20 protein-coding genes are annotated in these 17,961 nt (G+C 69.3%); 12 read left to right on the top strand and 8 right to left on the bottom strand.

Translation table 11 applies throughout. From position 1 onward, the window contains the following. Positions 1-85 precede the first annotated feature (85 nt). Together QUG93_RS11155 and QUG93_RS11150 are read left to right on the top strand one after the other, a co-directional pair. Positions 86-1,075 (top strand): sensor histidine kinase, encoded by a 990-nt coding sequence (locus QUG93_RS11155; protein ID WP_289473943.1) that lies wholly within the window; start codon positions 86-88, stop codon positions 1,073-1,075. Further along, positions 1,075-1,734, top strand: a complete 660-nt coding sequence (locus QUG93_RS11150; protein ID WP_289473942.1) for a response regulator transcription factor — start codon at positions 1,075-1,077, stop codon at positions 1,732-1,734. The genes QUG93_RS11155 and QUG93_RS11150 overlap by 1 nt, the downstream gene beginning before the upstream one ends. Before the next feature lie 217 nt (positions 1,735-1,951). On the opposite strand, the gene QUG93_RS11145 is transcribed toward QUG93_RS11150, so the two are convergent. The 7 genes from QUG93_RS11145 to QUG93_RS11115 form a co-directional block, all read right to left on the bottom strand. Then, positions 1,952-2,698: an ABC transporter permease gene (locus QUG93_RS11145; RefSeq protein ID WP_434533105.1), complete on the bottom strand. Its 747-nt coding sequence runs from the start codon at positions 2,696-2,698 to the stop codon at positions 1,952-1,954. 359 nt (positions 2,699-3,057) lie between these two features. After that, positions 3,058-3,831 (bottom strand): SDR family NAD(P)-dependent oxidoreductase, encoded by a 774-nt coding sequence (locus tag QUG93_RS11140; RefSeq protein ID WP_289473941.1) that lies wholly within the window; start codon positions 3,829-3,831, stop codon positions 3,058-3,060. Beyond that, positions 3,807-4,787 (bottom strand): Gfo/Idh/MocA family protein, encoded by a 981-nt coding sequence (locus QUG93_RS11135; protein ID WP_289473940.1) that lies wholly within the window; start codon positions 4,785-4,787, stop codon positions 3,807-3,809. The genes QUG93_RS11140 and QUG93_RS11135 overlap by 25 nt, the downstream gene beginning before the upstream one ends. Further along, a complete protein-coding gene (locus QUG93_RS11130) occupies positions 4,784-5,704 on the bottom strand; it encodes a sugar phosphate isomerase/epimerase family protein (RefSeq protein WP_289473939.1) in 921 nt (306 codons plus the stop codon). The genes QUG93_RS11135 and QUG93_RS11130 overlap by 4 nt, the downstream gene beginning before the upstream one ends. Further along, a complete protein-coding gene (locus QUG93_RS11125; protein WP_289473938.1) occupies positions 5,701-6,258 on the bottom strand; it encodes a VOC family protein in 558 nt (185 codons plus the stop codon). The genes QUG93_RS11130 and QUG93_RS11125 overlap by 4 nt, the downstream gene beginning before the upstream one ends. Next, positions 6,255-7,250 carry a LacI family DNA-binding transcriptional regulator gene (locus tag QUG93_RS11120; protein WP_289473937.1) on the bottom strand — a complete coding sequence of 332 codons (996 nt, stop codon included), beginning with the start codon at positions 7,248-7,250 and terminating at the stop codon, positions 6,255-6,257. Before QUG93_RS11120 ends, QUG93_RS11125 begins: the two co-directional genes overlap by 4 nt. Then, positions 7,247-8,239 (bottom strand): Gfo/Idh/MocA family protein, encoded by a 993-nt coding sequence (locus QUG93_RS11115; protein WP_289473936.1) that lies wholly within the window; start codon positions 8,237-8,239, stop codon positions 7,247-7,249. Before QUG93_RS11115 ends, QUG93_RS11120 begins: the two co-directional genes overlap by 4 nt. A 144-nt stretch (positions 8,240-8,383) precedes the next feature. Here QUG93_RS11115 and QUG93_RS11110 point away from each other — a divergent pair, with 144 nt between their 5' ends. The 6 genes from QUG93_RS11110 to QUG93_RS11085 all read left to right on the top strand — a co-directional run bounded on the left by QUG93_RS11110 (position 8,384) and on the right by QUG93_RS11085 (position 13,727). Next, a complete protein-coding gene (locus QUG93_RS11110) occupies positions 8,384-9,031 on the top strand; it encodes a bifunctional 4-hydroxy-2-oxoglutarate aldolase/2-dehydro-3-deoxy-phosphogluconate aldolase (RefSeq protein ID WP_289473935.1) in 648 nt (215 codons plus the stop codon). Further along, positions 9,028-9,615 (top strand): P-loop nucleotide/nucleoside kinase family protein, encoded by a 588-nt coding sequence (locus tag QUG93_RS11105; RefSeq protein WP_289473934.1) that lies wholly within the window; start codon positions 9,028-9,030, stop codon positions 9,613-9,615. Before QUG93_RS11110 ends, QUG93_RS11105 begins: the two co-directional genes overlap by 4 nt. Positions 9,616-9,695: 80 nt before the next feature. After that, positions 9,696-10,490, top strand: a complete 795-nt coding sequence (locus QUG93_RS11100) for an IclR family transcriptional regulator (RefSeq protein WP_289473933.1) — start codon at positions 9,696-9,698, stop codon at positions 10,488-10,490. 130 nt (positions 10,491-10,620) lie between these two features. After that, positions 10,621-12,033, top strand: coding sequence for an MFS transporter (locus tag QUG93_RS11095; RefSeq protein ID WP_289473932.1), 1,413 nt, complete (start codon positions 10,621-10,623; stop codon positions 12,031-12,033). Between the two features lie 51 nt (positions 12,034-12,084). Continuing rightward, the gene (locus QUG93_RS11090; protein WP_289473931.1) at positions 12,085-12,942 is read left to right on the top strand and encodes a sugar phosphate isomerase/epimerase family protein; all 858 of its coding nucleotides are present in this window, start codon (positions 12,085-12,087) and stop codon (positions 12,940-12,942) included. Next, the gene (locus tag QUG93_RS11085; protein WP_289473930.1) at positions 12,939-13,727 is read left to right on the top strand and encodes an SDR family NAD(P)-dependent oxidoreductase; all 789 of its coding nucleotides are present in this window, start codon (positions 12,939-12,941) and stop codon (positions 13,725-13,727) included. Before QUG93_RS11090 ends, QUG93_RS11085 begins: the two co-directional genes overlap by 4 nt. Positions 13,728-13,793: 66 nt before the next feature. On the opposite strand, the gene QUG93_RS11080 is transcribed toward QUG93_RS11085, so the two are convergent. Then, positions 13,794-14,870 carry a zinc-binding dehydrogenase gene (locus QUG93_RS11080; protein ID WP_289473929.1) on the bottom strand — a complete coding sequence of 359 codons (1,077 nt, stop codon included), beginning with the start codon at positions 14,868-14,870 and terminating at the stop codon, positions 13,794-13,796. Between the two features lie 78 nt (positions 14,871-14,948). Between QUG93_RS11080 and QUG93_RS11075 the strand changes: the two genes are divergently transcribed. The 4 genes from QUG93_RS11075 (at position 14,949) to QUG93_RS11060 (ending at position 17,952) form a co-directional block, all read left to right on the top strand. After that, positions 14,949-15,731: a helix-turn-helix transcriptional regulator gene (locus QUG93_RS11075; protein WP_289473928.1), complete on the top strand. Its 783-nt coding sequence runs from the start codon at positions 14,949-14,951 to the stop codon at positions 15,729-15,731. 348 nt (positions 15,732-16,079) lie between these two features. Further along, positions 16,080-16,934, top strand: a complete 855-nt coding sequence (locus QUG93_RS11070; RefSeq protein WP_289473927.1) for an SDR family oxidoreductase — start codon at positions 16,080-16,082, stop codon at positions 16,932-16,934. An 18-nt stretch (positions 16,935-16,952) separates the two neighbouring features. Further along, positions 16,953-17,363, top strand: a complete 411-nt coding sequence (locus tag QUG93_RS11065) for a DUF6640 family protein (protein ID WP_289473926.1) — start codon at positions 16,953-16,955, stop codon at positions 17,361-17,363. A 16-nt stretch (positions 17,364-17,379) separates the two neighbouring features. Then, positions 17,380-17,952 carry a hypothetical protein gene (locus QUG93_RS11060; RefSeq protein WP_289473925.1) on the top strand — a complete coding sequence of 191 codons (573 nt, stop codon included), beginning with the start codon at positions 17,380-17,382 and terminating at the stop codon, positions 17,950-17,952. The last annotated feature ends 9 nt before the right edge of the window (positions 17,953-17,961 follow it).

Raw genomic sequence — 17,961 nt, 5'->3', positions numbered from 1 at the left:
CATGTCGGCTGGGTGGCGGTCATCGATCGCGGACACGGTGACCCGGTGGTCCAGCCGGTCTGCTTCGGAGAACGATCCGGACCGGTTGGCGTTCCGCGGGTCGGTGATCGGCATCGCGCTCCGGGTCGCGGTCGTGTCCGCCGCGCTGGTCATCGCGATCATTGGCCTCGTCGTGGTGTACGTGCTGTGGCAGCTGACACCGAACCAACTCCACGAGCGCCCCGGGCCGACCGACATCCACATCTACCTCGACACCATCGACCTCAGCATCGCGGTGATCGGTGTCGGCGGTCTCGCGATCGTCCTCGCCGGTGTCGCCGCATGGCTGATCGCCCGCCGCGCGGTGCGGCCGATCGCCGAAGCTGCCCGGATGCAGCGCACCTTCGTCGCCGACGCGAGCCACGAACTCCGGACCCCGCTCACCGTGCTCCACGCCCGCGTACAACGTCTGCAGCGCATGACCCCGGCGGACGACCGGCGGCGGCCGGTCGTCGACGAGCTGCGCGGTGACACGCAGGTCCTGATCGACATCGTCAACGACCTCCTCGACGCAGCTACCGGATCCAGCGAACCGAACGGTGCCGCCGACCTCCGGGCGGCGATGGACGTGGTGCACCGCGACATGAGCGTGCTCGCGGCCGACCGGAACGTGCACCTCGACATCGATCCGATCGACGCGCGCGTGGGGGTGTCCGAGACGCAGCTGCGCCGCTGCCTGGTCGCGCTGACCGACAACGCCATCGGCCACACACGAACCGGCGGACAGGTGCGTGTCACCGCGGTAATCGACAGGGCTCGTGTGACGATCCGCGTCGCGGACAACGGTCCCGGCGTCGTCGGCATCGAGCCGGCACGGGTGTTCGACCGCTTTGCCCACGGCACCCCCGTCGACGCCACCGCGACGACGACTACCCGCACCGGGTACGGCATCGGGTTGGCGCTGGTCCGCGACATCGCCCTCAGAGCAGGCGGCGATGCAGTCGTCGAACACACGGACAGCAGCGGCACGGTCTTCGCGCTCCACCTCCCGATCGCAGCGACCAGCACATCGGAACACGACCGGAAGGCCCACTGATGATGCCCCGACTGCTCCTCGTCGAAGACGACCCCCGGCTCGGTCCGCTCGTCGCGGACGAGCTCGGTGAACAGTGGATCGTGACACTCCGCACGGATGGAGAGTCCGCGCTCGAGGCTGCCGCCGAGGAGTACTTCGACGTGATGGTCATCGACCGTCGACTCCCGGGAATCGACGGCACCGAAGTCGTTGCGGCACTCCGGCAGCGACGGATCAGCACCCCCGTGCTGATGCTCACCGCCCTCGGCATGGTCCACGACCGTGTCTCCGGGTTGGACGCCGGCGCGAACGACTACCTCGTCAAACCGTTCAACTTCGACGAGCTCACCGCCCGGCTCCGGGCACTCACCCGCGACTACACCGGGGTCGGCAGCAGCGTCGAGATCGGCGGGTGGGTGTTCTACCCGGAGGACAACAGCATCACCTCCCCCTACACCGGACGGGTGATGTTGACCGAGAAGGAGACCGCCCTGCTGCGACTGCTGACCAGCGAGCCATCGCGGGCGTTCACCCGGCAGCACCTGCTGTCCGCGGTGTTCGACAACGGTGAGCAGCTCGGCACGGTCGACACGTACGTCCACTACATCCGCCGGAAGACGGACCGCGACCTGATCAGCACCATCCGCGGTGTCGGCTACCGGCTGGGAACACCCGCCTGAGATCCCCGATCAGTCGTCGAACAGGCCCTCCCGCTCAGCTTCCGTAGCCACTGCGAGCAGCGCAGCTCCGACCGAACCAACCACCACCAGCAGCGCGACGGCCACTGCGCACACGATCCACACGCCCACGGGGAACCACCTCCGAGGCAACCCTCGATGTAGAACACCAAGGAACGACCAAGCCTCAGCCCCATCCCCCGGCTCGCCCCGGTCCGCGTCAGTTTGCTGACGTGACGGGCCGGGTCGCGATTGGTGCCAACCACTGCGTCAGACACACCGCGGTGCACGCACCAGCCGCCATGATCGCGGCGAGCACCACGATCTGGAAGCGCCCGGCGTCCAGCGGCGACAACCCGCCGAACACCGCTCCAACGAACGCGCCGGGCAACGTCACCAGCCCGGTCGTCTTGGTCTGATCCACCGTCGGCACGAGCGCCGCACTGACCGCCCGACGCACCAGCCGTTCCGTCGCACGCCGAGGTGACGCTCCAAGCGCGAGCCACCCCTCGACCTCGTCCCACTGATCGGCCACGAGCTCCCGGAAACGCTGGCCGCTGATGGTCGCGATCGTCATCGCGTTCCCGATCACGATCCCGCCGATGGCGAGCGCGTACCGGGGGCTGAACTCCACCGCGCCCATCCCGAACACGACACTGCCGGTCACCAGAACACCGACCCCCATGGATACCGCCACCGGGATCACCATCGAGGACACGCTGCCGAGTCGACGCGCCGCAGTCAGGACGGCGACGGAGAACATCACCAGAAGTGCCACCCCGATCAGCAGCGGCGACCGGATGATCCCGCTCAGCACCAGGCTGATCACCGCCAGCTGTGCCGCCCCACGCACGATCGCGACGGCTGGCGCCCACGGCGCTTCCGCCCGCGCCAGGACCAGCACCGCAGACGCGGCCCCGAGGAGCACCACCACGCCGAGCAGCGCGTGGGTCAGCTGATCAGCCACGCGTGCTCCAAACACTCACGTCTGAACTGTAGGCCTCTGGCTCCGCGGCCCCTGCGGCACGAAGAGTCCGACCGACCATCCCGCCGGTGTCCGATAGCCGATCGGTCAACCGGACGCACGGCGGGATCTCACCCAACGCGGCTGGTGCGCAACGGTGCCGACGAGTACCAGCACGCGTGGGACGCCGAGGGTTGAACTGCACCCCCGCTGCAGCGCCGTCGTGTGACTAGTCGCTGCTAGAGCGTGTGGCCCGTATCCAGCCCACATGCTCTAGCAGCACCAGCCCAATGGTCGACGCGGGGGCGTCGACCCGACGGTGGGAGTCCCACACCCAGCGAGCTTCCACCGTGGTCGTCGTCCTAGGAACCTATGCCCAGGTGGGCGCCGCCGGCGACGTCCAGGGAGACCCCCGTGACGTAGCGGTTGGCCGGGTCGGTGAGGAAGGTGATGGCGCTCGCGACCTCGTCGGGCTCGGCGAACCGCTGCATCGGCAGCTGGGCGGCGCGGGCGTCGCGGGCGGCCTGTGCGGACCCCGACTGGTCGGCGAGTTGCGACCAGAGCGGGGTGTTCACCGGTCCGGGGTTGACGGCGTTGACCGAGATGCCCGCCGGGCCGAGGATCTTCGCCATCGACCACATGATGTGGAGCACCGCGATCTTGCTGGCGTTGTAGGGAAGGTAGTCCACCCGCGCTTCCTTCGCGGCCACGGACGACAGCAGCAGGATGGTGCCGGCGGTCCCGGCGTCGCGCATCGTGTTCGCGGCCTCGCGGGTGATGGTGAAGGTGCCGGTGGCGTTGATGCGCATGATGCGCTCGAACTCCTCGGTCGTCGTCATGAGTGGGTCCGGGGTCCCGCCGAGTACGCCCGCGGCGTGCACGAGGACGTCGATGCGGCCGTGCTCGGCGACGACCTGTCGGACAACGTCCGTGGTGCGCTGCTCGTCGGTGACGTCGAGCTCGTAGAACCCGTCGATGGGCTGGCCGTCGAGCGGCGCACGGTCTGCTCCGACGACGAGGTCGCCGCGAGCACGGAGCGCGGTGACCACGGCGGCACCGATCCCGCCGCTCGAGCCGGTAACGAGCGCGATCTGGCGGACCGCCGTCGCTGCTACTGCGTCGCTCTGCTGGACCATGTGCGTCCTTCCTGTTCCTCGGTCGGCAGCCCTGCCGCGGCGAGGATCCGATCGAGGAGTTGTTGTGTCTTCACTGCTTCCCACCCGGAGGTGAGCGGTTGCTGCCGGTCGCGGACGCGATCGAGGAAGTGGCGGACGGCGTCGGCGAAGCCGAAGCTCTCGGTCGCCGTCGCCCAGCCGAAGGCCTCAGGGCTCATCGACCGCACCGTGCGGACGCCGTCGACGGTCACCGCGACGGAGTCCGGCGCGATGACCTCGGCGGAGCGCATCTGTCCATACGCGTCGAGCTTCTCGCCCCAGGCCCCGGCAGCACGGGCCGCCACGAGGACGCCGGTGTTCCCGGTCGAGAACCGGACGAGAGCGGCGGTGCCGTCCTCCTCCCACTGGTCCGTCCCGGCGGCCGCCGCCGTCACGTCGACGACGTCCCCGCCGCAGAACCACCGGAGCAGGTCCACCATGTGGATGGCGTTCTCGAAGGTCGCCCGGTACTCCGAGCCGGCGCGGTTCTTCTGCGCGACGCAGAACGACGCGCCCGACTCCCCGAACGCCTCGCGCGCGGCGACGTAGACCGGGGCGAAGCGTCGGTTGAGCCCGACCATGAGGACCCGACCGTGCTCGTCGGCGAGTTCGGCGAGGCGGACCGAGTCGGCGGCGGAGGTGGCGAGGGGCTTCTCGCAGAACACGTCGACACCGGCACGGAGCGCGCTCTCGACCGCGGCGACGTGCTCGGAGCGCGGGGTGAGGACGAAGACCGCGTCGAGCGTCTCGGCCGCGAGCATCTCGTCGACACTGCGGTACACCGCGCCGAACCCCCACCGCCGCTGCAGGGCGCTCGGGTCGTCGCGCCGCGACACCAGCGCGCGCAGCTCGACGTCGTCACGCTGCACGAGGGTCGGCAGCTGCGCGATGCTGGCGATGTTGCCGGCACCGACCACGCCGATGCGGAGCGCGCTCACGAGCGGACCCCGGCGCCCTGGTCGGCCCCGTGCAGCTCGAGCTGGAGCAGGAGGTTCCGCAGGTGGTCGGCGCCACGCCGGAACCCGGTCTCCGGGTCGTCGAGGTCCTGCGGGTGCCACCGGTACTCGTACTCGAGGGAGAGCACGTCGTCGTAGCCGACCTCGAGCAGGCGTCGGAGGATCCGCGACCAGGCGAGCGAACCGTCGCCGACGACGCGCGACGTGACGGCGCGCTCCTCGGCGTGCACCCGGGCCGTCTCCGAGGCGACGAACGGAGCGTCCGGGTCCTTGAAGACGAGGTCCTTGACGTGCACGTGGCCGATGAGGTCCCCCTGCACGGCGAACGCCGCGTCGACGTCCTCGTCGTGGGTGAAGGTGAGGTTCGCCTGGTCGTAGAGGACCCGGACGGCGGGCGAGCCGACCGCGCGGACGAGGGCGGCCGTGTCCCGGGCGGTCTGGGTCATCGTGCCGAAGTGGTTCTCGGCGCAGAGCACGACACCGGCATCGGCCGCCGGGCCAGCGAGGTCCTCGAAGGAGTGGACGAGCTGCGACCAGTGCGCCGCGTGGTCCTGCTGGTCCGGCTGCCACGCTCCGGAGTACACGCGCACACGGTTCGCACCGATCGCCTGCGCCGTGTCGATCGCCGATCGCAGTTCGTCCACCGCGTCGCTGCGGACGCGCTCGTCGGTAGCGTTGATCGCGGTCGTGTACGGGGTGAGCCCGACGATCGGGACCCCCTCCCCGTCCGCGACCCGGGCCGCCTCGGCCGCGGCAGCCGCGTCACGGACCGGCAGGCCGCTCCGGTAGTCGTCCTGGTAGATGACCTCGGCGGCGTCCAGGCCGGCGCGGCGGAACAGTCGGAGTGCTTCGGGAACGGTCTGGTCGGGCGTGCCGAGCGTGTGGCCGGCGATCTTCATGGGAGGTCCTTCCTGGTCGTGGTGGTCGGCGTCGTCCAGTCGGCGGGTCCGACCAGGCGTGGAGGGTCCTGCACCCGTGAGCGGTCGACAAACTCGAGGATGAGTCCCCAGTCGGTCCGCGCGTACACCCAGCGGTTCCCGGCGACCGCGGGGCTGTCACCCCCGACCTCCTTGCGGTGCCCGAGCACCTCGACGCTCGGGTGCTCCGCGATGGCCTCGACGACGGCGTCGACGTCCTCGACCACGAAGCAGAGGTGGTGACCGCCGGCGTCGCTCGCACGGGGGAACACCGCGGACCGGTCGTCGCTCCACCACTGGAACAACTCGATGTTGAGGTTCGGCGGCAGACGCAGCATGGCCAGCTCGAGACGCGCGTCCGCGGGCACACCGAAGTGCAGCGGCATGAACGACGCGTCCGGTCCCCGGGTGGAACGGTAGAGCTCCTCGGCGCCGAGCACGCCGGTGAAGAAGGCAATCGCTGCCTCGAGATCGGGGACGGTGAACGCGGTGTGGTCCACCCAGCGCAGACCCGGCAGCGTCCGGGAGTCGGTCATGATCGGGGTCCTGAGGTCGAGGATCGGATGAGCAGGGACGGTGGGAGCACCTCGTGTCGGACGGGACCGCCGTCGAGGAGGCTCTCGCCGAGGTCGACCGCGATGCGCCCGAGGTCCCCGATGGGCTGTCGGACACTGGTGAGCCGGGGCGCCACGTGCGCGCCGAGATCGAGCCCGTCGAACCCGACGACGGACACCTCGTCCGGCACCCGGTGACCGCGCGCTTCGAGCTCGGCGATCACGGCGAACGCGATGACGTCGTTCGACGCGATGATCGCGGTGGCGCGGACCGGCTCGGCGAGCCAGTGATCGACGATGCCGCGGCCGAGCTCGACGCCGTCCGGAGCTCCGAGCACGAGCGGCGCGACGCCGTGTCCTGCCGCGATCTCCTCGTACGCCTCGTGACGGTCCTGCGCCGTGTAGGTGCCGACGATGCCCGGGGCGTACGCGATGGCACGGTGCCCGAGCAGCGCGAGGTGCTCGAACGCGAGCTCGACACCCCGGCGGCTGTCCACCGTCACGGTCGGCACCGACGGGTCGTCCTCCACCCGGTCGAGCACGACGACGCGGTTCCCCGAACCGTAGGTCCGCAACGCCTCGAGGTCGACGCGGGTGGACGGAGCGACGATGCCGAACGGTGAGTACATCGCCTGCATCGCGGTGACGTACCCGGCCGTGGAGCTGCCGTCGTTCTCGGTGACGCAGAGGACGAGCTGGTAGCCGCGCTGTTCCGCCGCCGCTGCCGTCGCACGGGCGAGCTCGGCGAAGAAGGGGTTCGTGATGTCCGGGATGACCAGCGGCACGAGTGTACTGGACCGGCGGCGGAGCGCTTGGGCGAGCGGGTTCGTGGCGTACCCGAGCTCTGCAGCGACCCGGAGCACGTGTTCGCGGGTCTGCGTCCGAACGGCGGACGGGTTCGAGAACGCGCGGGAGACAGTCGAACGGTGGACACCCGCCGCTGCCGCGACGTCGTCGATGCTGGCGTTGGTCATCGCTGCACCCCCTCGGTTCCACCGACGTGCCAGATGCGGGCCATCGTGTCCTCCAGGTCGTCGAGCGTGGGCATGCCACGGAACCCGTCGGCGAGCGAATCGGCGACCGCGTCGACGAACCGCGTGTAGAGCGGGTCGCTGTCGACGTCGATCACGGTCTGCTCGGTGATGCCGTCGGTCCCGGTGAACCGCGCCGTCCCGTCCGTGTCGATCGAGACGAACCCGTCCGTGCCGGCGGCGGTGAAACTGCAGTAGCGCTTGGTGGGCGCGTCCGGGAAGGCGTAGCCGACCTCGATGACGGCCTCGGCGCCGGCCGCGGTCGCGAGCACCAGTGTGGCGTGGTCCTCGACGGCTTCGCCGTGCAGTGCGTGACTGCGCGATCGGAGGCTGACCGCCGCCGGACCGAGGTGCTGGAGCGCGAGGTCGACGAAGTGCGGGCCGAGGTTGACGAGTGCTCCTCCGCCGGCGCGCGCCGGGTCGAGCATCCAGGGGCTCCCGCTGTGGCGGTACCGGTTCGGCGGACCGGCGATGAACGACGCACGTTCGTAGCTGATCCGACCCGCTCTCCGGAGCCAGGCATCCACCGGCCCGCCCCGCTGCACCAGTGCGACCGTGGCCGGGACGTCGGCGGCGTGTGCGGCGGCCACGACGGAGCGGAGTTCCGCCAGGTCCACGCCGAGCGGCTTCTCCACGGCGAACGGGATCCCGCGGTCGACGAGCGTCCGGCAGACGGCCGCGACCTCGTCGTGCGGACTGAGGACGTAGGCCAGATCGATGTCCGGGAACGCGAGCGCTTCGTCGACCGAAGCGACCATCGGGGCGTCCCAGGCGGCAGCGTCGGCGATGGCGGCGGGCTGGGCGTCCTGGACGGCGAGCACGTCGTGCCGACGCAGGACCGCGTCGCGGTACAGCGGTGTGTGCCAGTGCGAAGCGCCCAGGACGACGACACGGGTGCGGCCGGGTCCGCGGGATGCGGGTTCGCTGGTCACGTGACTTCCTCGTCGTTGCGGAGCATTTCTGAGATCGATTGCTGAGATCGATTGCAGTGATCGTGCCACGCGAATCGAAATCGTGTCAAGCCTGGGAGCCCGCTGAGTCGACGGCGTCCGGAAAGTGGTGTATCCACTTGACCCATGCCTCAGAAACTCGACGTCCTCAACACCATCCGCGACTCCGGCAACGTGCTCATCGTCCGCCTCGACACCGCCGACAAGGCCTTCGATGCCGCTTCGGCCGCGGTCGAGGGCGGCATCCGCGCCCTCGAGATCACGCTCTCGATCCCAGGAGCGCTGCGGGTCATCGAACGGCTCTCGGAGCGCTTCGCCGATCGCGGCGTCGTGTTCGGTGCCGGCACCGTCCTGGACGAGCACGCGGCGTGGGCGAGCATCCAGGCCGGCGCACGGTTCCTCGTCAGCCCGAACCTCAACCCGGCCATGATCCGGGTCGCGAACCGCTACCAGGTCGCGACGATCAGCGGCGCCTACACGCCCACCGAGGTGCTCGACACGGCCGAAGCCGGTTCGGACATGGTGAAGATCTTCCCGACCGAGGCCGGGGGGATCCCGTACGTCAAGGCCATGCTCGCCCCGCTCGCGCAGATCCCGATGGTGCCGGCCGGCGGCGTGACGACCGCGAACGTCGGCGAGTGGTTCGCCGCCGGGGTCACGGCCGTCGGCGTCGGCAGTGCGATCACGAAGGCCGGCGGCCCAGAAGGCGACACCACGAAGATCACCGCGGCCGCTGCGGAGTTCGTCGAGGCGATCGAGCGGGCACGGAGGTGACGGGGGCGCTGCCCAGCGCGTTCATCACGCTCGGAGGCGCGGGGTCCGGCAAGAGCACCGTGTCGAAGCAGCTCAGCCGGATGACCGGAGCCGTGTACCTCGACAAGGACACGATGTCCGGCGCCCTGGTCCAGGCAGCCCTCGAGGCACTCGGACACGACCCCACGGATCGCGAGTCGAACCCGACCTACGTCGAGCGCATCATGCCGCTCGAGTACCGGACGCTGTTCGCCGTGGCCGCGGACAACCTGGCGCTCGGCCACTCGGTGGTGCTCGATGCGCCGTTCGTCGCGTACCTCGACGATCCGGCGTTCCTGTCACGGTCGACGGTCGCTGCCGGCTGGCCCGCCACGAACGTCCACGTCGTCCACGTCCGAGCCTCGGCCGAGATCGTCCGGGCCCGGCTCCAGGAGCGGGGGCTCGATCGGGACCGCGCGAAGCTCGCGGACTGGGACGCGTACTGGGCGCGGTTCGGTGCACGCGCCTGCACCTGGGACGGGGCGCACCACGCCACGATCCGCAACGTCGACGCGGAACAGGCCGCCGCCGACCTCGAGCGCTTCGTGATCCAGACGAGCGCTTGACAGGCCCCGAGGGCCGTGCGAGGGTCTGTAACAGCGTTACCCAGTAACGCTGTTACAGACCCCGATGACGAGGAAAAGCAATGGCGCTCCAGGACGATGTCACCAACGGCATGAAGGTGCTGCACCTGCTCGCACCCGAAGCCGACGGCCTCGGCGTCAGCCAGGTCGCGACCAGCCTCGGTCTCAACAAGGCGATCGCGCACCGTCTGCTCGCCGCCCTCGTCGCGGCCGGCTACGTCGCCCAGAACCCGAAGACCTCGGCCTACTCGGCGACGCACCGCCTCGGTGCCCTCGGGCTCCTGCAGCTCTCGGCGTCCGGCCTCGACACGTGGGCACAGCGCGAACTGGACGCGCTCGCCACGACCAGCGAGGAGCTCGTCCGTCTCGCGGTCGCGTCCTCCGACTCGCTGCAGTGGATCGCGAAGGCGCAGGGGTCGAACTCCTCCCTCCGGCTCGACCCGGTCATGGGCAGGGACGCTGTGCCGCACGCGACCGCTTCCGGGAAGGCCTGGCTCGCCACGCTCGCCCCGGACGAGGCGCAGCGGGTCATCGACCAGCATCACCTCACCCCGCAGACCCCGCGGACCGTCGTCGACCCCGAGGCACTCGCCGAGGAGCTCGCGTCGGTACGTCACCGCGGGTACGCCACCACCTACGAGGAGATGGACCCGGGCATCAGCGCCGTGGCCGCCCCCATCTTCGGCGCTGGCCGTGACCGCCCCGCCACGGGCACGATCAGCATCGCCGGCCCGTCCGTGCGCATGACCCGGGCACGTCTGGCCGACCTCGCACCGGCCGTCATCGCGGCGGCCGACGAGATCGCCGCCACCTGGCCCTCCTACGCGTACCTCACGTCGGAATCCGTCAGCGCGTAACCCGAACCCGAACCGCACCTCCCAACACCCTCGTCCTCCCGCCCGTGGAGGGCCCCTTCTCCGGCGCGCCCACGCGTCGAACTTCGGCGTGCCCCCGAACGCACGCAAACCACTCGAACAGGAGAGCTCAATGACGACCTCACGATCGGTGTCAAACGCAATGACACCAGACGGCGCGAACCCGCTTGAGCACAAGGGCCGCACGAAGAACCTCCTCGCCGGCACCATCGGCCACTTCGTCGAGTGGTACGACTGGTACCTCTACGGCCTGCTAGCCGCGGTGTTCTCTGCGCAGATCTTCCCGACCCACTCCCAGTTCGCGTCCCTCATCGCAGCCTTCCTGACATATGCGATCGGTTTCATCGTCCGGCCACTGAGCGGCATCATCCTCTCCCCGGTCGCTGACCGGTACGGCCGTCGCCGGGTCATGGCACTTGGAATCTCGGGGATGGCGCTCGGCGCGCTCATCATCGGCCTCACCCCGCCCTACGCGAGCGTCGGCGTCCTCGCTCCCATCATGTTCGTGGTCGCCCGAATCCTCCAGGGCATCTCCGCGGGCAGCGAGGGGCAGAGCGCCATTGCGTACCTCGTCGAGCATGCGCCTGCAAAGCGTCGAGGCCTCTTCGGGTCCTTCACCAACTTGGCCAGTGGGCTTGCGACGCTCGCAGCGACTGGTGCCGCAGCCATCGTCACGTCCTCGTTCGCTCCGGACGCTCTCGCCGCATACGGGTGGCGGTTCCCGTTCATCTTCGGCGGGATCATCGGTGTGGTCGGCCTCGTCATGCGAGCACGATCGGACGAGTCCCCGGAGTTCGAAGCCAGCGCCTCGATCGACCAGAAGTCGGCGCCCAAGAAGCTGCTGGAACTGCTGCGCAATCACCCGAAGGCGATCTTCCAAACGGCCGCATTGTCGGCACCGACGGTGGCGTACTACACCTGGGCGACGTTCCTGCCGACCTACGCGAATCTCACCTCCGGACGGGACCTCGCCTCGACGCTCGTGGGGAGCGTGATTGGTCTGGTGCTCCTGGTGATCGTCGTCCCGATTACGGGCCACCTCTCCGACCGCCTCGGACGTCGCAAGATCTTCCCGATCATCGGTGCGATTGGCATGATCGTGCTGTTCTATCCGCTGCTCCTGTTGCTGAACGTTCCCGGGTTCGGCACCTATGTGGCTGTCGCTGCGTCGGGCTGGTTGGTCCTCGGCATCTGGCAGTCCGTCTATCCGACCATTCAGGCGGAGCTCTTCCCGGCTGCGGTCCGCGTCTCTGGGATTGGCTTCGCGCATCAGCTGGTCATCGCCCTCTTCGGTGGTACCGCACCGTTGATCGCTGCCGCTTTCGTCGGTGCCGGACACCCGATGCTCGTCGCGGTCTACATGATCGTCATCGTTGCCATCTGCCTGGTCGTGTACTTCACCCTCCCGGAGACCGGCAGCCGGAACCCGCAGGCGACTGTCTCGGTGACGGACAGCATCACTGTGGTCGAGGACAAGACAGCAAAGGACCCGTCGCCACGGAAGGGCAAGTCCGTAGGGGCCTAACTCACGCAAGCCTCGGTACGACACCAGAACAGAAACGAACGGAAGTCCCTCATGATCATCAACACGTTCTCGTACCTCTGGTCCAAGGAAGCCACCGACGCGATCTTCGAACTCGTCGACCATGGGTACACGACGTTCGAGATACCGATCAGCTCTCCGCACTGCTGGCCGGAGGAGATCGACGCCGCCGAACGGGCGTCGACGCGCGCCCGTCTCGACCAGGCGGGGGCGTCCATCCGGTCGCTCAACGCCGGCGGGTACGACCTCAACCTCGCGAGCCCGGCGGCGAGCATGCGGCGCAAGAGCATCGAGCACATCTCCTCTGTGATCGACCTGGCCGCAGAGTGGGGCGCCCGGGACGTCGTCATCTCCCCCGGCACACGGCGGCCCATGATCTCGCCCACGCTCGACCAGGTCCACGGCTGGATGTACGAGAGCCTCGAGGAGCTCCTCCCGATCGCTCGCCGGAGCGGACAGCGGCTCCTCTTCGAGAACACGCCGTACTGCTTCGCTCCGACGGTCGGCGACCTCGCCCGGATCGTCAGCACCGTCGACGACGACGCGCTCCGCATCGTGTACGACGCTGCGAACGCCGCGTTCATCGAGGAGGACCCGGTCACCGGCCTGCTAGCGCACGCCGACGCCATCGGCCTGATGCACGTCTCCGACACCGGGACCAAGACCTGGGGTCACGACCCCATCGGCACCGGTGTGATCGATTGGGAAGCGCTCGGCGCAGCCGTGGACGCGACGATCGGTACCGAGAACGTCGTGCTCGAGGTCATCCGCGAGGAGAACCCTCTGGTTGAGTTCGACACCGCGATTACCGAACTGCGCGACAGGGGATGGAAGATCTCGAGTGCCAGTACCCCGGCGCTCGTTCCGACGAACAAGGAGGACGCTCGATGAGAGCACTCGTCAGTGGCGGAAGCAGCGGCATCGGTGCCGCGGCGAGCGTCCGAATCGCAGAGGCAGCGCTGGCCCGCGGCGAACGGGCGATGATCGCAGTGTGCGGGTACGAGGCCAACGACCGGCAGCGCGACGTCGTCGAGCAGATCCAGTCCCTTGGCGGGACCGCGATCGCACTCACCGGCGACCTCGGCGACCCGACCGTCCCCGGACGGCTCGTCGCGGAAGCAGCCGACAGCTTCGGCGGACTAGACGCACTCGTCGCGAACGCGGGCGTGGCGAGCCCGGCGCCGTTGAAGGACGTCACACTCGACGAGTGGGACGAGATGTTCGCCGTGAACCTCCGCGGCGCCTGGCTCCTCGGAAAAGCCAGCTACGACCACCTCAAGGCCAGCGGCGGAGCTGCGTGCTTCACGTCCTCGATGTCCGGACAGCTCCCGCACGCCGGGTCGGGACCCTACAGCCCTACCAAGGCGGCGTTGACGATCATGGCGCAAACCTTCGCGCTGGAATGGGCCCCCGATGGCATCAATGTCAACGTCGTGTCCCCCGGCATGACGCGCACCGCGATGACCGAGAAGATGTACCTGGACCCAGAAGTCAAGGCAGCACGGGAGGAGATCATCCCCCTGCACAGGATCGGTGAGCCCATCGACATCGCCAATGTCATCGAGTTCCTCGTCAGCCCGCTTGCCGGGTACGTCACGGGACAGGACATTTGCGTCGATGGCGGCTTCTCGAAGTCGATCCTCAGCCACATCCCCGGGCGACCGAGCTCGAAGTAGAACAGAGCACTCGGGACGGGCGCGGGCTGGTCACTTCACGCGGGATGCCGAGCGCTCAAGCTGCTGTCAGAGCGTCAGCACCGCGATCGACAGCCCTCGGATCTGCTCCGCTTGTGTGAGCGCTGCCGCCGGGTCGTCGATGCCGACGGTGGTCACGTCGAGGGCGCTGAGGTCGATGACGCCCGCCTGGACCTGACGCCAGACGCGGAACGCGGTCTCCTCGGAGCACATCCATGAGCCGCGCAGGGTGATCCGGCGCCGCATGAGCTGGTCGTACGGGATCGGGAGGAACTGGCGGACCCCGCCGAGGAGGACCATCGTGCCGTCGGTCCGGACGCTGTCGAACCCGGCCATGGTGAGGTCCGGGGTCGGTGTCGGTCCGAGGGCGTCAATGACGACCTCCGCCTCGCCGCCGAGAGCAGCGCCGATCGCCGCCGCGTCAGCGTCGCGGGTACCGACGGACCGGACGGTACGCACGCGGCTGTCCAGGGCCTCCAGGCGGTCGAGGCTGCCGGTGTCCCGTCCCACGGCGACGACCAGCGCAGCGCCACGAGCGAGCGCCAGGAGGACGGCTGCTCCGCCCATCTGACCACTTGCACCGAGGACGACGACACGGTCACCGGCCGTCATCCCGCTGCGCTCGACCGCGCCGGCCGCGACGCTCAACCAGGGCAGGAACGCGAGCTTCGTCGGGTCGGGATACGCGTCGGCACCGGGGAGGGCGAGCACGGCCGATCCGGGCATGACGGTGCGCTCGGCGAACGTGCCGGTCCGCCAGACCCGACGCATCCGGTCCGTGGTCGCCGTCGTCGTCCCACGGCCACCGATCCCCGTCCACCCGAGGAGGACCTCCTCCGGCTCGGCGACCCGTCCGCTCCGGAGGAACCCGGTGCACAGCGCCGTCTCGCCGGGCCGGACGGTCGTGACGTCGTCCGCAACCTCCTCGACGATCCCGATGCCGCCGATGCCGAGCACGGTCGGGGTCGCGATGCCACCGCGGCCACCCTCGACGAGCACCCGCGTGTAGGCGGGGACCTGCACCGCCAGCATCCGCAGCACCACGCCGCCGCTGCGGACGGGCGGGTCCGCCACCTCCTCGACGCTGAGTGCCGAGCCGAGTCCGTCGAGTGTCCATGCCTGCATGACTGCAGTCTCCGTATGCGCCGGGAACGCATCCAGAGCCGCCGCATACTGGTACCCGGACCACCAGGGAGGGACGGCGTGAGCGACGTCACCGAGCAGCAGCGCCGGGAACTCGGCGCGTTCCTGCGGGCGCGACGGGAACGGGTGAGCCCGGCCGACGTCGGGCTGCCAGGGTCGTCCCGCCGTCGGACCCCGGGCCTCCGTCGCGAGGAGCTGGCGATGCTCGCAGGGATCAGTCCGACCTGGTACACGTTCCTGGAGCAGGGCCGGGACGTCCGCCCCTCGCGCCAGGTGCTCGACGCGCTCGCACGAGCGCTCGGGCTCGCCGACGCGGAGCGGACACACCTCATCGCCATCGCCGCGGACGTGCCCGCTGCGACGCGCTCGGACGAGGTTCTCGACCCGGAGGTCGCGCGGGTCGTCGACCTCCTCGACCCGGCCCCGACGTACGTGACCGGGGAGACCTTCGACCTGCTCGCGTGGAACACGGCGGCGGCCCGACTGTTTCGCGGCGCACTGACAAACGGCGAACACCCGAACCTCGTCCGATGGGTGTTCCTCGCCCTGGACGCCCGCGACGTCCTGCCGGACTGGACCGACGTGGCGCAGGGGCTCCTCGCACGGCTCCGCGCCCGAGCCGGACGGCACCCGGGCGCCGCGGCCTACACGGACCTCGAGGACGATCTGCGCAGTGCCAGCCCGGAGGCCGACCAGTGGTGGTCGCGGTACGACGTGGGCACCGAGGGGGCCGGCATCAAACGTGTCCGCCTGGTCGGAGGGCAGGTGCAACGGCTGGCGTACACTTCGTTCGACATCGCTGACCGACCGGGCCAGACCATGACGGTCTACCGCGGGGCCTGACCCTGTGTCTCGATAGCCGATCCGCAGACGGGCGCGGCGACGTGGCTAGCTGTCTAGCCATCGTGCCCTGCACCAGGACGACGCCTGGTCCGGCCCCCTGGCGGAGGTAGCCGATCGAGGTGCCGTCCCGAGACGTGACGTGCTCGGTGACGATGCTGTGAGCCATGGCGTCACCATGACATCGACCACCAAGCGTCTCGGTAGTTGATCACCTGCCGGTGCGTTCCTCACGTCCGGTCGACTATCGCTCCCCGGGGTTGTAGTCTGACTCTTGTCGGGGTGAAGCGTCGGAACGCCCCGTGCCGATCGGCTCTCATGGCGCGCAGATCCTGCGTGTTTGGAGTCCTCATGCACACCCCCGACATCAAGCCCACTCTCGTGATGGGTGCCCGCGGCAGCGTCGGCCGTCACGTCCTCGACGCGCTCCTCGCGCAAGGCGTACCCGTGCGCGCGTCAGCCCGGAAGCCCGAGCCAGGTCGGTTCCCCGCCGGCGTCGACGTCGTCACCGCCGACCTCACCGACCGACCCAGCCTCGACGCTGCCTTCGCCGGCATCGGTCAGGTGTTCCTCTACGCCAACCACGACGGCGTCGCCGGCGTGATCGACGCCGCCCGGAACGCCGGAGTCAGCCGGATCGTGCTCATGTCCTCCGGCAGCGTCATCCACCCCACCTCCAGAGGCAACGCGATCACCGAAGAGCACCGCGAGGTCGAGGACGCGTTCGCCGCAGCGGACGACCTCGACGTCGTACCAATCCGGCCGCTGGTCCTCGCGACCAATGCGCTCGGCTGGTCGTGGCCCATCAAGGCCACTTCCTCGGTCGCGCTGTACCAGCCGGACGCTCTCACGGCACCGATCCACGAGAAGGACATTGCCGCCGTCACGGTCGCGGCTCTGACCGGCACCACCCTGCCGGCAGTGAGCAACCTGCTCACCGGTCCCGCCCGGATCTCGCAACGCGAGCAGGTCGCCGCGATCGCAGCGGCGACGGGGAAGAGCATCGAGGTCACCGAGCTCGACCGTGCTGCGGCAAGTGCGCAGTTCGCTCGGTTCATGCCCGCTGAGGAAGCCGAGGCGGTGCTGCAGTTCCTCGACGACGCCGCAGCCGGCAACTCCCCCGCCACGACCACCATCGCCAACGTGCTCGGCCGCCCGGCGATCGGGTTCGACGAGTGGGCCGCTGATCACGCCTCGGACTTCTGACACCGGAAGGTCACCCTCATGACGAAAGCATCGCTCGGAAAAGTCCTCCTCACCGTCACCGCCGTCTACGCCGGCGCCGGACCGTTCGTGTTCGACTGGAACAGGACACACATCCACAACCCCGATTGGCCGCCCCACGCGAAGTTTCACAACGCGCAGACCATGAGCCTCGGCGCGGCGCTGTCCGCCGCCGCGCTCACTGCGATCTGGGGCAACGGGCGCTGGAATCGGAACCGACTCACCGTTGCCGCGACCGCCGCGTCCTTGTACTGGGGCACACAACTCACCGCGTCGGCGTACCCGGGCGTCGCGATGGCAGACCCACCGGCGAAGACGAGCCGGCAAGGACCACAGACCTACGTAGCTGCCGCGGCACTGGCGGTGAACGGAGTCGCAGCCATCCTCGAACACCGCCGCATTCACCCATAACAGTCGACTGGACAGTGTGCCCGTCGTCGAGCGGAACCACCATCCACTCGACGACGGCGCACCAACCTTCCAGACCCGAAGAACACCGGAGGATCAGATGACCGCCTACGACGTCGAAGCGTGGCACGACCTGTTCGTCATGACCGGCGGCGCAGCAGCAGCACTCGCCGGACTGATCTTCGTCGCCGTGTCCCTCAACCACGAAGCGATCCTCGAAATCGCCGCCCTGCCAGCTCTCGCCGCTCGCACGTTGAGCATCCTCATCAGTCTGGTCCTTCTCAGCCTGGTCTGCCTCGCACCTGGGCAAACGCGAGTCCTACTCGGTGTGGAAGTTCTCGGGATCGGGATCGCCCTCGCCGCCATCGTGCTCACCACGACCATCCGCAACATCGGCGGCGCCGACCAAGCACAGTGGCGAGTCAGCCTCATCGCACTCGCCATCATCGGCTCCCTCCCCGCCATCGTCGCCGGATCCTCCCTCATCGCCGGCTTCGGCGGCGGCCTGTACTGGCTCCTCGTCCAGTGCATTACCGGCATCATCGTCGCCGTCTACTACGGCTGGATCCTCCTGATCGAAATTCGCCGATAGCGGTACAGA

Origin of the sequence: Curtobacterium caseinilyticum (assembly GCF_030363035.1) — a bacterium.
Classification (GTDB): domain Bacteria; phylum Actinomycetota; class Actinomycetes; order Actinomycetales; family Microbacteriaceae; genus Curtobacterium; species Curtobacterium caseinilyticum.
Note: the sequence above shows the minus strand (reverse complement) of the source record. Positions and strands in the feature narration are given on the sequence as shown.

Coding starts and splice junctions, on each gene's coding strand:
- QUG93_RS11090 (WP_289473931.1), top strand. CDS start 12,085: ATGATCATCAACACGTTCTCGTACCTCTGGTCCAAGGAAGCCACCGAC.
- QUG93_RS11150 (WP_289473942.1), top strand. CDS start 1,075: ATGATGCCCCGACTGCTCCTCGTCGAAGACGACCCCCGGCTCGGTCCG.
- QUG93_RS11065 (WP_289473926.1), top strand. CDS start 16,953: ATGACGAAAGCATCGCTCGGAAAAGTCCTCCTCACCGTCACCGCCGTC.
- QUG93_RS11120 (WP_289473937.1), bottom strand. CDS start 7,250: ATGACCAACGCCAGCATCGACGACGTCGCGGCAGCGGCGGGTGTCCAC.
- QUG93_RS11140 (WP_289473941.1), bottom strand. CDS start 3,831: ATGGTCCAGCAGAGCGACGCAGTAGCAGCGACGGCGGTCCGCCAGATC.
- QUG93_RS11125 (WP_289473938.1), bottom strand. CDS start 6,258: ATGACCGACTCCCGGACGCTGCCGGGTCTGCGCTGGGTGGACCACACC.
- QUG93_RS11080 (WP_289473929.1), bottom strand. CDS start 14,870: ATGCAGGCATGGACACTCGACGGACTCGGCTCGGCACTCAGCGTCGAG.
- QUG93_RS11100 (WP_289473933.1), top strand. CDS start 9,696: ATGGCGCTCCAGGACGATGTCACCAACGGCATGAAGGTGCTGCACCTG.
- QUG93_RS11110 (WP_289473935.1), top strand. CDS start 8,384: ATGCCTCAGAAACTCGACGTCCTCAACACCATCCGCGACTCCGGCAAC.
- QUG93_RS11085 (WP_289473930.1), top strand. CDS start 12,939: ATGAGAGCACTCGTCAGTGGCGGAAGCAGCGGCATCGGTGCCGCGGCG.
- QUG93_RS11095 (WP_289473932.1), top strand. CDS start 10,621: ATGACGACCTCACGATCGGTGTCAAACGCAATGACACCAGACGGCGCG.
- QUG93_RS11070 (WP_289473927.1), top strand. CDS start 16,080: ATGCACACCCCCGACATCAAGCCCACTCTCGTGATGGGTGCCCGCGGC.
- QUG93_RS11130 (WP_289473939.1), bottom strand. CDS start 5,704: ATGAAGATCGCCGGCCACACGCTCGGCACGCCCGACCAGACCGTTCCC.